Consider the following 13,593-nt stretch of genomic DNA (forward strand, 5'->3'; position numbering starts at 1 on the left):
CGCACAGTTTCTGAGCGCGCCGGCACGGCCTAGAACCTATAATTCTCGCATAGTTCAATCGGAATTCCCGGATGACCAACCTCACTCTCGCCTTCTCGACGATCTTCGTCGTCGCCCTCGTCGCGATGGTTTCGACCAAGCTGTGGCTCGCATCGCGCCAGATCCGCTACGTCGCCGCGCATCGCAACGGCGTGCCCGCGCAATTCAGCGGCACGATCCCGCTCACGGCGCATCAGCGCGCCGCGGATTACACCGTCGAGCGCACGCGCCTCACCATGATCGAAGTCGTCACGAGCGCGGTCGTGCTCGTCGCGCTGACGCTGCTCGGCGGCGTCCAGGCGCTCGATCTCGCCATTTCGGACTGGCTCGGCCGCGGCTATCTCGGACAGATCGCGCTGGTGGCGTCGGTGGTGGCGATCACGAGCGTCATCGATCTGCCGTTCGACTACATCCGCCATTTCGTGATCGAGGAAAAGTTCGGCTTCAATCGCATGTCGAAGAAGCTCTTCTTCGTCGATCTCGTCAAGGGCACGGTGCTCGCCATCGTGATCGGCGCGCCGCTCTTGCTGCTCACGCTCTGGCTCATGGATCGCGCCGGCACCTTCTGGTGGCTGTGGACGTGGATGGTCTGGGTGGCTTTCCAGCTGCTTGCGATGATCATCTATCCGACCTTCATCGCGCCGCTCTTCAACAAGTTCGAACCGCTGAAGGATGAAGCACTCGTCGCACGCATCACGAATCTGATGTCGCGCACGGGCTTCGCCGCGAAAGGCCTGTTCGTGATGGACGGCAGCCGCCGCTCGGCGCACGGCAACGCGTATTTCACCGGCTTTGGCGCGGCAAAGCGCATCGTGTTCTTCGACACGCTGCTCGCGCGGCTTTCCGGCAACGAAATCGAAGCGGTGCTCGCGCACGAACTCGGCCATTTCAAGCGCCGTCACGTTCTGAAGCTGATGGTCGTCATGTTCGGCATCAGCCTCGCGATGCTCGCGCTGCTGGGCTGGCTCATTCAGACGACGTGGTTCTACGAAGGTCTCGGCGTGCGGCCGTCGCTCGTCGGCAGCAATAACGGGCTGGCGCTCGTGCTCTTCATGCTCGTGCTGCCCGTGTTCATGTTCTTCATCACGCCGCTCGGCAGCCTGACATCGCGCAAGAACGAGTTCGAAGCCGATGCTTTCGCCGCCAGCCAGACCGATCCGAAGGATCTCGTGAACGCGCTCGTGAAGCTATATGAAGACAACGCGTCGACGCTCACGCCCGATCCGATCTACACCGCGTTCTACTACTCGCATCCGCCCGCCTCGCAGCGCATCGACCGCCTGATGCAGCACGCCGCATGACGCGCGGGTTCAAGCGGTCAGGTGCGGCGGCACGGCTCGAAGGCACGGTGATCGCCGCGCACGGGCGGCACTATCTCGTCACGCCCGAAGACGGCGGCGCGATGCTCCAGTGCTTTCCGCGCGGCAAGAAAAGCGAGGTGGCCGTAGGCGATCGCGTGTTCTACGAGCAGTCGTCGGCGGATCAGGGCGTGATCGTCGAGATCGCCGAACGGCGCAATCTGCTCTATCGCTCGGATCAGTTCAAGTCGAAGCTCTTCGCGGCGAATCTCGATCAACTTCTGATCGTGCTCGCCACCGAGCCGCATTTCAGCGAAGACCTGCTCGGACGCGCGCTGATCGCGGCCGAGGCGCACGGTCTGGAATCGCTGATCGTATTGAACAAGATCGATGTCGAAAGCGCGTTGCCGCTCGCGCGCGAACGTCTCGCGCCGTATCGCGAACTCGGCTACACGGTGATCGAGCTCTCGGCGAAGATGGCGCCCGGCGACGTTCATCCGCAACTCGACGCACGCCTCAAAGACCGCTCGACGATCCTGCTCGGTCAATCCGGCATGGGCAAATCGACGCTCGTGAACCTGCTCGTCCCCGATGCCGACGCCGCCACACGCGAGATTTCGTCCGCGCTCAACAGCGGCCGTCATACGACCACATTCACGCGTCTCTACGATCTGCCAGGCGGCGGCTCGCTGATCGATTCGCCGGGCTTTCAGGAATTCGGCCTGCATCATCTGTCGGAAGGCCAGCTCGAGCGCGCCTTCGCCGATTTCCGGCCTTATCTCGGACATTGCCGCTTCTACAACTGCCATCATCTGCACGAGCCGGGATGCGCGGTGCTCGAAGCCGTCGAAGCGGGAAAAATTCGCCCCGAACGTCACGCGCTCTACGCGCAACTCGTGCACGAAGCCAGCCAGATCGTTCGATGAAGCGGCTCACGCGCGCTCCCGATCTCATCACGGCGCAGCATTGGGTGAACGTGCTGTCGGCCGCGGGCGTGCCGTGCGAGTTGCACAACCGTTATTTGAATGGCGCGATGGGGGAGATTCCGGCCGATCAGTGCGCGCCGGAAATCTGGATCGTCGACGATCGCGACGAAGCGCTGGCCTTGCGCCTTCTGGAGCGCGCGAGAAAAGGGCCGGACGCGAACGCCCGGCCCTGGAAGTGCAAGCATTGCGGCGAGTGGCTGGAGCCGCAGTTCACCGTCTGCTGGAATTGCCAGACGGCGCGCGATCCGCTCGACGATTGATTACGCCAGCCACACGGCGATCGTCAGCATCAGCAGTAGCAACATCCACAAAATGACTGCCCGCCATACGAGGCCGACAGCCGATTGCAGCGTGCGCGGCGTGCAATCGTCGCCGACGGGCAACGGACTGGCATCGCCGACGGCAAGCGCTTCGACCGAAAGCGGCTCGGCGAGCGGCCCCGCGAGACGCGCGCCCAGCGCACCGCTGCCCGCTGCCAGCAACACGCCTTCGTTTGCGTCCGGCCATTGGCGCGCGTGATTGCGCCACGCGTAAATGGCGTCCTCGAAATTGCCGACGATCGCGAAACCGAGCGACGTCAGACGCGCGGGCACCCAATCGATGATGAAGAACGCGCGTTGCGCGAACGACGAGAACTCCGCGGTGCGCTCGGGATTCGGCTTCGACCACGCGCGCGCGAGGTATTCGGCGATGCGATAGAGCACCGCGCCCGCCGGGCCGATCGGAATCAGAAACCAGAAGAACACGCCGAACACGTGCCGGTGCGATGCCACGACCGCATGAACCAGCGTATGCCGGACGATTTCGCTGACGGGCATGTCGACCGTATCGATGCCGGTCCACTCGGCCAGGACTTCCCGCGCGCGCGGAACGTCGTCGTTGTTGAGCGCGAGATGGATATCGGTGAAATAGTGGCTGAACTGCCGGAAACCGAGCGTGAAATAGACGATCACCACGTTCCAGAAGAACGCCAGAACGAAGTTGATCCGATAGAGCACGTAATAGACGAGCCCGACGAAGAGCGTCCACGGCAGCACGACCACGAGCCACGCGACGATGCCATGCTTCTCCTTGCCGGCATCGAAACCGTGCGCGGTGGATTCCGCATGATATTGAAGCAACGCCGAAATCGGATTGTGCGGCGATAACGCGCGCATCTGCTCAATGACGAGAGCCAGCAATACGGAGAAAAAAGTCATGCGAAGCGCCGAAACGGTCGGATAGTTCGAGTTTCGCGTAACGATAGCACAGCGCCCGACGCCTTTAATGCGCTAAGTATTTGCGCAACGCGCAACAAGGGCGCGGACTTTTCGCGCCGTCACGCGCGAGCCACGAGGAAGCGATAAAAATTGCGCAACATGCCAGCCGTTGCGCCCCAGATGAAATAAGGAGCCTTCCCGTCGCCGGGGCTGTATGGCATGGCAAAAAAACGACGCTCGCCGCCTTCCCAGCGAAAGACCCGCACTTCATGATTCGCGGGATTCATGAGCCACGCGAGCGGCACTTCGAAGATATCGGCGACTTCGCGTGTATCGGCCTTCAATGTGAATGGCGGATTCACGAGCGCGACGACCGGCGTCACCTTGAAACCCGTGCCCGTCAGATACTCGGGCATCGCGCCGATGACCTCGCAATGCTCCGCGCCCAACCCCACCTCTTCGTAGGCTTCGCGAAGCGCGGTGGCGGCGGCATCGGCGTCTTCGGGCTCGCGTCGGCCGCCCGGAAAACTGATCTGCCCCGCGTGATCCGACAGATGATCGGCGCGCTGCGTCAGCAGCACGGTCAAGCCGCCCTCGCGCACGACGAGCGGCACCAGCACGGACGCCACGCGCGGATCGCCGCCGATCGCCTTGATGCGCTGCTCGCGCTCTTCCCGCGCCCAGTCGAGATCCATCGCGAAACGCGCGCGCAAGCCTTCAGGCGTGAGGCGCTCGGGCGGAACGGGCGGGAGTGTCTCGCCCGTCGAGAGGACGGGCATCGTTTCGGGTTCGAGGATGCGGGGAGTCGAAGTCTTTCCGGTGGACACGGGTCGAGAACGGTTCTGTGGAAGCCTCAATTTGAACACACCAAAGAAAAAAGCACCCGAGGGGTGCTTTTTCCGTACTGCTTCTGGCGAGGGACTTACTCTGCGGAAGCAGCAGACTTGTCCTTGAACACCAGCTTTTCCTTGATTCGAGCCGACTTGCCCGAACGCTCGCGCAGGTAGTAGAGCTTCGCACGGCGGACATCGCCACGACGCTTCACGACGATGCTCGCGAGCAGCGGCGAGTAGGTCTGGAACGTACGCTCGACGCCTTCGCCCGACGAGATCTTGCGGACGATGAAGTTCGAGTTCAGGCCACGGTTACGCTTCGCGATGACGACGCCTTCGTAAGCCTGAACACGCTTGCGCGTGCCTTCGACCACGTTCACGTTGACGACGACGGTATCGCCCGGCGCGAAGTCGGGGATGCTCTTCTCGCCCAGAACGCGTGCGATCTCTTCCTTCTCGAGTTGCTCAATCAGATTCATTACTGACTCCTTGTGCCATCTTGCCGGAGTTGTGTGCCTTGTATTGAGTCAGGCCCCGGTAGAGGATGGGTTTGCTTCAGGCGCCGATACCACTCGACGCCCCCATTTTCCCGCTCGTCCGCTCGAAACCTATGCGGGCTTCGACGCTTCCTTCGCGAGTTCTGCGAGCCACGCCTCATCGGCACGGCTCAACATCTTGCTGCGACGCGCCCGCTCGATCAGATCGGGCCGCTTGTTGAATGTGTTGCGCAATGCTTCGCGCCTGCGCCAGGCGTCGATTTCCTTGTGATGGCCGCCGAGCAGCACATCGGGAACGCGCACGCCGTCGTACTCTTCCGGACGCGTGTAGTGCGGGCAATCGAGCAGCACATCGACGAAACTGTCCTGCACCGCCGATTGCGCGTCGTTCAGCACACCCGGCAACTGACGCACTACGGCGTCCATCAGCGCCATGGCGGGGAGTTCTCCGCCGGACAGCACGAAGTCGCCGAGGCTCACTTCTTCGTCCACTTCACGGTCGATCAGGCGCTGATCGATCGCTTCGTAACGGCCGCACAGCAATACGAGACCGGGTTCCTGCGCGAATCGCATCACGCGATCGTGATCCAGCTTCGCACCTTGCGGCGACATCATCACGACGCGCGTCGACGTGATGCCCTGCTCGCGCTGCGCAGCCTTCGCCGCGTGGATCGCGTCTTCCAGCGGGCGCGCCAGCATGACCATGCCGGGGCCGCCGCCGTAAGGGCGATCGTCGACGGTGCGGTAGTTGTCCGTGGTGAAATCGCGCGGATTCCACGTGCGCAGACCGAACCGCTCCTGCTTCACCGCCCGGCTGGTGATGCCCCAGTCGGTCAGCGCGCGAAACATTTCGGGAAAGAGCGTTACGACATCGAACTGCATCGCTCTCTCCGTAACGTGCCGATGTTCAATAATCGGCGTCCCAGTCGACGACGATACGCTTCGCCGCCCGGTCCACCGTCTTCACATATACGCCGACGAACGGAATGAGCCGCTCGCCGGTGACGGGCGCGCCGTCCTTGTTCGTATCCGGATACTCGATCCGCAGAATGGAATGCGCGCCGTTGTCGATCAGATCGGCGACGCGACCAAGCGCAACGCCAGCTTCATTTTCGACATCGAGGCCGATCAGATCGACCCAGTAGAATTCGTCGTCGCTGTCGAGCTTCGGGAAATCGCCACGCGCGATATTCACCGTATGGCCCTTCAGCGCGAGCGCCGCATCGCGGTCATCGCAGCCGGCCAGACGCGCGACGATGGTATCGGCGTGCACTTTCGACTGCAGGCAGCGCGCGGACTTGCGATCGCGGCCTTTGACGAGCCACCAGCGTTTGGCGCTCAGCAGCGCGTCGCCGCCCTGCTTGCCGTTCGCGTGCGGAACGATCTTGACCCAACCCTTCAGACCGTACGCATCGGCGATAAAACCGACTTCGACGGCGTCTTCGGGCAAAGCCTCGACCCGCTCGATTGCGGCTTCCGGCTGAATGCTGCCTTTATCGCTGCCTTTGTTGCTACCCGAAACGTCGCCCGCCACGCGGCGCGCGCCCGGCTTGCGGACGAACGCGCCAAACGTGGCGGAACTTTCATCTTGCCCCGGCTTCGTTCGGCCGATGTTTTCCGATGCGCGGCCGGATTCAGAATCGCGCGCGGACATCGGCGAACCTTTGGGCAGGTTTCGAGCGTTTATTACAGCGTCGGCTCAGCGAACTCAAGCAGCCGGCTGGGCTTGCTGAGCTTGCTTGACGAGACGCTCGACGGTCGGCGACAGTTGCGCGCCAACGCCTTGCCAGTACGTCAGGCGATCTTGCGCGATGCGCAGCGATTCGCCCTTGGTCGCGACCGGGTTGTAGAAACCCACGCGCTCGATGAAGCGGCCGTCACGGCGGCTACGCGAGTCGGTTGCGACGATGTTGTAGAACGGGCGCTTCTTCGAGCCGCCACGAGCCAAGCGGATGATGACCATGCTGAAATCCTTGAAAACCGGGGTTCGGAACAACGAGAACAGGCGATTATAGCCGGATTCCGACGCGCTAACAAACACTTAACGCATTTTTTGCATGTGACGCCAAGTTCGGCAAGACTTCGGCGCGTTGCCAGATACCGGAAATCACGCCGATGCGGCAACGTGTCATGGGCGGCGTGCTCGGCGGTAGGCGTAAAATATCAGACCGGCGTCCGCCTCAATCCACCACCGCTTTCGCTGATGACTTCCTCGTCCGTCGCCACGCAATCCGGCTCCAAGCCGGCCGGCAAGCAGGTTCCGCCATACTTCCGCTCGAAAACGCTGACCGCCGCGCTGGCGTTCCTGTTCGGCTATATCGGACTGCATCGCTTCTACCTCTATGGAATGCGCGACAAGTACGGCTGGGCGCATATCGTCGGTATCGTAATGGGTGCGTTCGGCTATCTGCTGCTCGCCGAAACGGAGCGCACGTCGATTCTCGGCTGGGCGCTGGCGTTTCCCGGGTCAATCTCGCTGCTTGCGGCTTTCCTCTCCGCGCTCGTCTACGGCCTGCGCCCGGACGCCAAGTGGGACGCGCAATTCAACGCGCACACGGGACGCGAAAGCCGCTCCGGTTGGACCGTGATCTTCGTCGTGATCTTTTCGCTGCTGATCGGCGCATTTCTGCTGATGACCGGTCTCGCGCTCACGTTCCAGACTTATTTCGAAGGCCAGGTCGCAGCCGCGAAGACTTTGTCGCAATAGAACGTCAGAACAAATCGAGCTGCGGGCTCGCCGGCGGCGACGGCCGTTTCGCCGGTCGCTGAAACTCGGACATATCGAGAATCCCGCGCTGTCTTGCATTAAGCCCAAGACGTTTCGTCGCCTTCTGAAAGCGCTGTTTCAGCATGTCGGCCCAAAGGCCCTCGCCTTTCATGCGCTTCGAGAAATCCGAGTCGTAATCCTTGCCGCCGCGCATGTCGCGCACGCGGCTCATCACGCGATCCGCGCGGTCGGGAAAATGCGCGGCGAGCCAATACTTGAAGAGCGGCGCGACTTCCCATGGCAGACGCAGCACGATATAGCTCGCGGTCGTCGCGCCCGCCTCTGCGCACGCTTCCAGCACACGCTCCAGGTCCGGCTCCGTCACGAACGGAATGACCGGCGCGATGCTCACGCCCACTGGAATGCCCGCCTCCGCGAGCGTGCGAATCGTGCGCAGACGCCGCGAAGGTGTGGCCGCGCGCGGTTCGAGCGTGCGCGCGATATCGGCATCGAGCGTGGTGACTGTGATCGCCGCCATCATCTGGCCGCGTTCGGCCATCGGCGCGAGTAGGTCTATGTCGCGCTCGATCAGCGAGCTCTTCGTGATCGCCGCGAACGGATGGCCGCAGTCGTGCAGCATCTGAATGACGCGCCGCGTGAGTCGCAGATCCCGTTCGACCGGCTGATACGCGTCGGTGTTGACGCCGAGCGCGATCGGCTCGGGCTCGTAGTTCGGCTTCGCCAGTTCGCGTTCGAGCAATTCGGGCGCATTGATCTTCGCGTAAATGCGGCTTTCGAAATCGAGGCCGGGCGACAGTCCGAGATAGCTGTGCGTCGGACGAGCGAAACAGTAGATGCAGCCGTGTTCGCATCCGCGATAGGGATTGAGCGATACCGAGAACGGAATATCCGGCGAACTGTTGCGCGTGAGGATGGTTTTGGCGCGCTCTTCGAACACCTGCGTGCGCAGCGGCGGTGCGCTCTCGTCCTCGGCATCCGCGGCGTGCAGCCAGCCGTCGTCGACGCGCTCGCGCTCGTCCTTCTCGTAGCGGCCCTGGATGTTCGTGACCGCGCCGCGCCCCTTCAACGGAGCGGGCGGCGCGACGGGATATTCACGATCCGGCGATGACATTTGCGACAAAATCCAACGATTGATACTGTACAAATATACAGTATCGACGTTTCGTCGCAAGCGAAAAATCACGTCTCGACGAGAATCTTCAGCGTCTCCTTGATCTCCTCCATCACCACATAGCTCTTCGACTGAACCGCGCCCGGCAGTTGCAACAGGATGTCGCCGAGCAGCTTGCGATAGTCCGCCATTTCGCCGATCCGCGCCTTGATCAGATAGTCGAAATCGCCCGACACGAGATGACACTCGAGCACTTCGGGAATCTTCTGCACTTCGCGCCGGAACTGCTCGAACATGTTGCCGCTTTTGTGATCCAGCGTGATCTCGACGAACACGAGCAGCGCCGCGCCGAGTTCGGTCGGATTCACGCGCGCGTAATAGCCGACGATGACGCCGTCGCGCTCCATGCGTTTCACGCGCTCGATACACGGCGTCACGGACAATCCGACGCGCTCCGCCAGATCCTTCATCGCGATGCGGCCGTCCTCCTGAAGGATGTTCAAGATCTTGTGATCGAGCTTGTCGAGCGTGCGGACCGGATTTCGCTGCGTTCGCATTTTTTTTCCTGAAAATCGACCAAATACAATAACTAAAACTGCTTTGATCCCAATACTATAGGCGATAACACTAGACGGACAGGGTGTCGCAGGTTTGGCCGGCTGTCCAGCGAAATCGAATTGGAGATCACATGCGAATCGTTATTCTCGGAAGCGGCGTCGTCGGCGTGACGAGCGCGTATTACCTTGCTCGCGCCGGCCACGAAGTCACGGTCATCGATCGCGAAGCCGGCCCCGCGCTCGAAACGAGTTTCGCGAACGCCGGACAGATCTCTCCCGGTTATGCATCGCCGTGGGCCGCGCCGGGCGTGCCGCTCAAAGCCGTGAAGTGGATGTTCGAAAAGCACGCGCCGCTCGCGATCCGCCTCGACGGCACGATGAATCAGTTGCAATGGATGTGGCAAATGCTGCGTAACTGCACGCAAGATCGCTACACGGTGAACAAGGGCCGCATGGTCCGCCTCGCCGAATACAGCCGCGACTGCCTGCAGGCGCTGCGCGCGGACACGGGCATTTCCTATGAAGGCCGCACGGGGGGCACGCTGCAACTGTTCCGTACGCAGCAGCAATTCGATGGCGCGGGCAAGGACATCGCCGTGCTGAAAGACGCGAACGTGCCGTTCGAGCTGCTCACCGCCGACGAACTCAAGAAGGCCGAACCCGCGCTCGCCGCCGTGTCGCAGAAGCTGACGGGCGGTCTGCGTCTGCCGAACGATGAAACCGGCGACTGCCAGATGTTCACCACGCGGCTCGCCGCAATGGCCGAAGCGCTCGGCGTCAAGTTCCGCTACAACACGTCGATCGACGCGCTCGCCGTCGCGAATGGCCGCATCGCCGGCGTGCAGTGCGGCAAGGAACTGGTGACGGCGGATTCGTACGTCGTCGCGCTCGGCTCGTATTCGCCGAAACTGCTGGGCGATCTCGTCAAGATTCCGGTCTATCCGCTGAAGGGCTATTCGATTACCGCGCCGATCGTCGATGCGAACCGCGCGCCTGTGTCGACCGTGCTCGACGAAACGTACAAGATCGCGATCACGCGTTTCGACGACCGCATCCGCGTGGGCGGCATGGCGGAAATTGTCGGATACGACAAGAACCTGAAAGCGGCGCGTCGCGAAACGCTCGAAATGTGCGTGAACGACCTCTTCCCGGGCGGCGGCGACACTGCGAACGCCACGTTCTGGACCGGCCTGCGCCCGATGACGCCTGACGGCACGCCGATCGTCGGCCGCACGCCGGTGCCGAACCTGTTCCTGAACACGGGCCACGGCACGCTCGGCTGGACGATGTCGTGCGGCTCCGGCCAATTGCTCGCCGATCTCATGTCCGGCAAGCAGCCCGCGATCCGCGCGGACGACCTTTCGGTGCATCGCTATTTCGGCGACGTCGGCGTGAAGACGCGTCCGGGATACGCGAACGCGTAATTCGCGTTGTCGCATCAAAGCAAAGCAAAGGCGCCTTCGATGAAGGCGCTTTGTCGTTTCTAGAACTGATCTTCGCTGAGTGCGAGCACGCCTTCCCCGCCGTTCGCGCTGATGATGGACGCCTCGATCCCAGGAGCCAGCGACAGAATGTGCTCCGCGAAAAACTCGGCTGTCGCGATCTTCGCGGAATGAAAGCGCTCGTCTCCCGCGCGCTTCACCTGCGAGACGAGCATCGCGCGCGCCATCTGCCATCCGGACAACACGATGCCCGCAAGCCGGAGATACGGCACGCTGCCCGCGAACACCGCGTTCGGGTCGCTCTTGGACTTCGCGACGATGAACTCGATCGCGCGCGCCAGCGACAGACTTCCCGCGCTCAAATGTCGATGCATCGACTTGAACGGCTTGCCATCCACTTCGGCGAGCGCGGCGATCGTCTGATCGATCTGCGCGAGCAGCGCTTGCGCCGCACGGCCACCATCGCGCACGGTCTTGCGACCGACGAGGTCGTTCGCCTGAATCGCCGTCGTGCCTTCGTAGATCGGCAGAATGCGCGCGTCGCGATAATGCTGCGCCGCGCCCGTCTCCTCGATGTAGCCCATGCCGCCATGCACCTGCACGCCGATACTCGCGACATCGACCGACATTTCCGTGGAAAAGCCCTTCACGATCGGCACGAGATATTCGTAGATCGCCTGATGACTCTTCCTCGCGTCATCGTCCGGATGGCCGTGCGCGAGATCGCTGTGCGACGCTGCGACGTAGGCGAGCGCGCGGGCGCCTTCGGTGTAGGCGCGCATCGTCGAGAGCATGCGGCGCACGTCGGGGTGATGGATGATCGTCACCGGCTCCTTCGCGCTGCCATCGACGGGACGGCTCTGCACGCGCTCCTTCGCGTACGCGACCGCCTGTTGATACGCGCGCTCGGCGATCGCGACACCCTGCATGCCGACCGCAAAACGCGCCGCGTTCATCATGATGAACATGTATTCGAGGCCGCGATTCGCCTCGCCGATCAGATACCCGGTCGCCCCGCCGTGATCGCCGTATTGCAGCACGGCCGTCGGGCTCGCCTTGATGCCGAGCTTGTGCTCGATCGACACGCAATGCACGTCGTTGCGCTCGCCGAGCGAGCCGTCGTCATTGACGAGGAACTTCGGCACGAGAAAGAGCGAGATGCCTTTCACGCCCTCGGGCGCATCGGGCGTGCGCGCGAGCACGAGATGGACGATGTTCTTCGCCATGTCGTGTTCGCCGTACGTGATGAAGATTTTCGTGCCGAAGACCTTGTACGTGCCATCGCCCTGCGGCTCGGCCCGCGTGCGCACAAGCGCGAGATCGGAACCCGCCTGCGGCTCGGTGAGGTTCATCGTGCCGGTCCATTCGCCGCTAATGAACTTCGGCAGATAGCGCGCCTTCTGCTCGTCGCTGCCGGCGGTGAGGAGCGCCTCGATTGCGCCGTCGGTGAGCAGCGGGCACAGCGCGAAAGAGAGATTCGCCGAGTTGAGCGCTTCGATGCACGGCGTCGCGATGAGCTTCGGCAAGCCCTGTCCGCCGAAGTCCGCCGGATGCACGACGCCTTGCCAGCCGCCTTCCGCGAACTGGCGGAACGCGTTCTTGAAGCCGGGCGTCGTCGTGACTTCGCCGTTCGCCCAGGCGCTTGGATTGCGATCGCCTTCGACGTTCAGCGGCGCGATTACTTCGCTGCAAAAGCGCGCGGCTTCTTCGACGACGGCCTGCGCCGTATCGAAGCCCGCGTCTTCGTGACCGGGCAGCGCGGCAATGCGGTCGATATCCGCCAGCTCCTTCACTACGAACAACATGTCCTTGACGGGTGCGCGATAGCTCATCGTCCTGTCTCCTCCTGTTTCAATTTTCGGGTACAAAAAAAGGGCGCAACGTTCGTCGCGCCCTTTCTTATTTTTGTGGTGAGTGTTCGACTCACATGGCGCGGTTAGCCGAGCTCTTTCACCAGTTCCGGCACGACCGAGAACAGATCGCCGACGAGACCGTAATCGGCGACGCTGAAGATCGGCGCTTCGGGGTCTTTGTTGATCGCGACGATGACCTTCGAGTCCTTCATGCCGGCCAAGTGTTGAATCGCGCCCGAGATGCCGACCGCCACGTACAGTTGGGGCGCGACGATCTTGCCGGTTTGACCCACCTGAAAATCGTTCGGGACATAGCCCGCATCGACCGCCGCGCGCGATGCGCCCAGCGCCGCGCCGAGCTTGTCGGCGAGCGGTTCTAGCGTCTTCGTGTAGTTCTCGCCGCTGCCCAGACCACGGCCACCCGACACGATGATGTGCGCGCTCGTCAGTTCCGGACGATCGAGCTTGGTGACTTCGCGCGACACGAACGATGAAATGCCTGCATCGGCTGCGGCTTCGATCTTTTCGACCGATGCGCTGCCGCCTTCCGCCGCAACCGGATCGAAGCCCGTCGCGCGAACGGTGATGACCTTGATCGGATCGCTCGATTGAACCGTCGCGATGGCGTTGCCTGCGTAGATCGGGCGTTCGAAAGTATCGGCGCTATCGACGGCGGTGATGTCGCTGATTTGCGCGACATCCAAGTGTGCAGCGATACGCGGCGCGATGTTCTTACCGTACGCGGTCGCCGGAGCCAGAATGTGCGAATAATCCTTCGCGATGTTCAACACCGTAGCTTCGACGTTCTCCGCCAAGCCTTCAGCGAGTTGCGGCGCATCGGCGAGGAGCACTTTCGAAACGCCCGCGAGCTTCGCCGCCGCATCCGCCGCGCCCTGCGCGTTCGAGCCCGCGATCAGCACATGCACATCGCCACCAATCTTCGATGCCGCCGCAACCGTGTTCAGCGTCGCTGCCTTGATCGACGCATTGTCGTGTTCTGCAATTACGAGAATCGTCATGTTCAGATCACCTTCGCTTCGGTTTTCAGTT

Annotated in this window: 15 protein-coding genes; 5 read left to right on the forward strand and 10 right to left on the reverse strand. The window is 62.4% G+C overall.

All coding sequences use genetic code 11. The features are described from left to right. The first annotated feature begins 71 nt into the window (after positions 1 to 71). The 3 genes from QCE58_RS11420 to QCE58_RS11430 are packed head-to-tail and all read left to right on the forward strand — an operon-like array spanning position 72 to position 2,583. Entirely contained in the window at positions 72 to 1,340 is a 1,269-nt protein-coding gene (locus tag QCE58_RS11420; protein ID WP_008342330.1) for a M48 family metallopeptidase, read from the forward strand. Beyond that, the gene (gene rsgA / locus QCE58_RS11425; RefSeq protein ID WP_250434988.1) at positions 1,337 to 2,263 is read left to right on the forward strand and encodes a ribosome small subunit-dependent GTPase A; all 927 of its coding nucleotides are present in this window, start codon (positions 1,337 to 1,339) and stop codon (positions 2,261 to 2,263) included. Before QCE58_RS11420 ends, rsgA begins: the two co-directional genes overlap by 4 nt. Beyond that, positions 2,260 to 2,583: a DUF2007 domain-containing protein gene (locus QCE58_RS11430; RefSeq protein WP_034472677.1), complete on the forward strand. Its 324-nt coding sequence runs from the start codon at positions 2,260 to 2,262 to the stop codon at positions 2,581 to 2,583. Before rsgA ends, QCE58_RS11430 begins: the two co-directional genes overlap by 4 nt. On the opposite strand, the gene QCE58_RS11435 is transcribed toward QCE58_RS11430, so the two are convergent. The 6 genes from QCE58_RS11435 to rpsP form a co-directional block, all read right to left on the reverse strand. Beyond that, the gene (locus QCE58_RS11435; RefSeq protein ID WP_008342334.1) at positions 2,584 to 3,522 is read right to left on the reverse strand and encodes a CobD/CbiB family protein; all 939 of its coding nucleotides are present in this window, start codon (positions 3,520 to 3,522) and stop codon (positions 2,584 to 2,586) included. A 119-nt stretch (positions 3,523 to 3,641) separates the two neighbouring features. Beyond that, entirely contained in the window at positions 3,642 to 4,301 is a 660-nt protein-coding gene (locus tag QCE58_RS11440) for a CoA pyrophosphatase (protein WP_309779565.1), read from the reverse strand. Between the two features lie 143 nt (positions 4,302 to 4,444). Further along, the gene (gene rplS, locus QCE58_RS11445) at positions 4,445 to 4,834 is read right to left on the reverse strand and encodes a 50S ribosomal protein L19 (protein WP_008342338.1); all 390 of its coding nucleotides are present in this window, start codon (positions 4,832 to 4,834) and stop codon (positions 4,445 to 4,447) included. Positions 4,835 to 4,963: 129 nt separating this feature from the next. After that, positions 4,964 to 5,734 carry a tRNA (guanosine(37)-N1)-methyltransferase TrmD gene (gene trmD / locus QCE58_RS11450; RefSeq protein ID WP_008342340.1) on the reverse strand — a complete coding sequence of 257 codons (771 nt, stop codon included), beginning with the start codon at positions 5,732 to 5,734 and terminating at the stop codon, positions 4,964 to 4,966. Positions 5,735 to 5,759: 25 nt separating this feature from the next. Beyond that, entirely contained in the window at positions 5,760 to 6,506 is a 747-nt protein-coding gene (gene rimM, locus QCE58_RS11455) for a ribosome maturation factor RimM (protein ID WP_034472683.1), read from the reverse strand. 54 nt (positions 6,507 to 6,560) lie between these two features. Next, entirely contained in the window at positions 6,561 to 6,815 is a 255-nt protein-coding gene (rpsP, locus tag QCE58_RS11460) for a 30S ribosomal protein S16 (RefSeq protein ID WP_008342343.1), read from the reverse strand. A 240-nt stretch (positions 6,816 to 7,055) separates the two neighbouring features. Here rpsP and QCE58_RS11465 point away from each other — a divergent pair, with 240 nt between their 5' ends. Further along, the gene (locus QCE58_RS11465) at positions 7,056 to 7,559 is read left to right on the forward strand and encodes a TM2 domain-containing protein (RefSeq protein ID WP_250434990.1); all 504 of its coding nucleotides are present in this window, start codon (positions 7,056 to 7,058) and stop codon (positions 7,557 to 7,559) included. Between the two features lie 4 nt (positions 7,560 to 7,563). Here the strand turns inward: QCE58_RS11465 and QCE58_RS11470 are convergent, their stop codons facing one another. Both QCE58_RS11470 and QCE58_RS11475 read right to left on the reverse strand, forming a co-directional pair. Further along, a complete protein-coding gene (locus QCE58_RS11470) occupies positions 7,564 to 8,691 on the reverse strand; it encodes a PA0069 family radical SAM protein (RefSeq protein ID WP_250521247.1) in 1,128 nt (375 codons plus the stop codon). Between the two features lie 68 nt (positions 8,692 to 8,759). Further along, positions 8,760 to 9,248, reverse strand: coding sequence for an Lrp/AsnC ligand binding domain-containing protein (locus tag QCE58_RS11475; RefSeq protein WP_008342349.1), 489 nt, complete (start codon positions 9,246 to 9,248; stop codon positions 8,760 to 8,762). A 131-nt stretch (positions 9,249 to 9,379) separates the two neighbouring features. Here QCE58_RS11475 and QCE58_RS11480 point away from each other — a divergent pair, with 131 nt between their 5' ends. Beyond that, a complete protein-coding gene (locus QCE58_RS11480) occupies positions 9,380 to 10,672 on the forward strand; it encodes a D-amino acid dehydrogenase (protein ID WP_250478782.1) in 1,293 nt (430 codons plus the stop codon). Positions 10,673 to 10,731: 59 nt separating this feature from the next. On the opposite strand, the gene QCE58_RS11485 is transcribed toward QCE58_RS11480, so the two are convergent. Next, positions 10,732 to 12,522 (reverse strand): acyl-CoA dehydrogenase, encoded by a 1,791-nt coding sequence (locus tag QCE58_RS11485; protein WP_250521248.1) that lies wholly within the window; start codon positions 12,520 to 12,522, stop codon positions 10,732 to 10,734. 104 nt (positions 12,523 to 12,626) lie between these two features. Next, positions 12,627 to 13,562 carry an FAD-binding protein gene (locus QCE58_RS11490; RefSeq protein ID WP_309779569.1) on the reverse strand — a complete coding sequence of 312 codons (936 nt, stop codon included), beginning with the start codon at positions 13,560 to 13,562 and terminating at the stop codon, positions 12,627 to 12,629. Positions 13,563 to 13,593 lie beyond the last annotated feature (31 nt).

Origin of the sequence: Caballeronia sp. LZ028 (genome assembly GCF_031451415.1) — a bacterium.
GTDB lineage: Bacteria > Pseudomonadota > Gammaproteobacteria > Burkholderiales > Burkholderiaceae > Caballeronia > Caballeronia zhejiangensis.

Coding starts and splice junctions, on each gene's coding strand:
- QCE58_RS11470 (WP_250521247.1), bottom strand. CDS start 8,691: ATGTCATCGCCGGATCGTGAATATCCCGTCGCGCCGCCCGCTCCGTTG.
- trmD (WP_008342340.1), bottom strand. CDS start 5,734: ATGCAGTTCGATGTCGTAACGCTCTTTCCCGAAATGTTTCGCGCGCTG.
- QCE58_RS11430 (WP_034472677.1), top strand. CDS start 2,260: ATGAAGCGGCTCACGCGCGCTCCCGATCTCATCACGGCGCAGCATTGG.
- rplS (WP_008342338.1), bottom strand. CDS start 4,834: ATGAATCTGATTGAGCAACTCGAGAAGGAAGAGATCGCACGCGTTCTG.
- QCE58_RS11465 (WP_250434990.1), top strand. CDS start 7,056: ATGACTTCCTCGTCCGTCGCCACGCAATCCGGCTCCAAGCCGGCCGGC.
- rimM (WP_034472683.1), bottom strand. CDS start 6,506: ATGTCCGCGCGCGATTCTGAATCCGGCCGCGCATCGGAAAACATCGGC.
- rpsP (WP_008342343.1), bottom strand. CDS start 6,815: ATGGTCATCATCCGCTTGGCTCGTGGCGGCTCGAAGAAGCGCCCGTTC.
- QCE58_RS11440 (WP_309779565.1), bottom strand. CDS start 4,301: ATGCCCGTCCTCTCGACGGGCGAGACACTCCCGCCCGTTCCGCCCGAG.
- QCE58_RS11485 (WP_250521248.1), bottom strand. CDS start 12,522: ATGAGCTATCGCGCACCCGTCAAGGACATGTTGTTCGTAGTGAAGGAG.
- QCE58_RS11420 (WP_008342330.1), top strand. CDS start 72: ATGACCAACCTCACTCTCGCCTTCTCGACGATCTTCGTCGTCGCCCTC.
- QCE58_RS11475 (WP_008342349.1), bottom strand. CDS start 9,248: ATGCGAACGCAGCGAAATCCGGTCCGCACGCTCGACAAGCTCGATCAC.
- rsgA (WP_250434988.1), top strand. CDS start 1,337: ATGACGCGCGGGTTCAAGCGGTCAGGTGCGGCGGCACGGCTCGAAGGC.
- QCE58_RS11435 (WP_008342334.1), bottom strand. CDS start 3,522: ATGACTTTTTTCTCCGTATTGCTGGCTCTCGTCATTGAGCAGATGCGC.
- QCE58_RS11490 (WP_309779569.1), bottom strand. CDS start 13,562: ATGACGATTCTCGTAATTGCAGAACACGACAATGCGTCGATCAAGGCA.
- QCE58_RS11480 (WP_250478782.1), top strand. CDS start 9,380: ATGCGAATCGTTATTCTCGGAAGCGGCGTCGTCGGCGTGACGAGCGCG.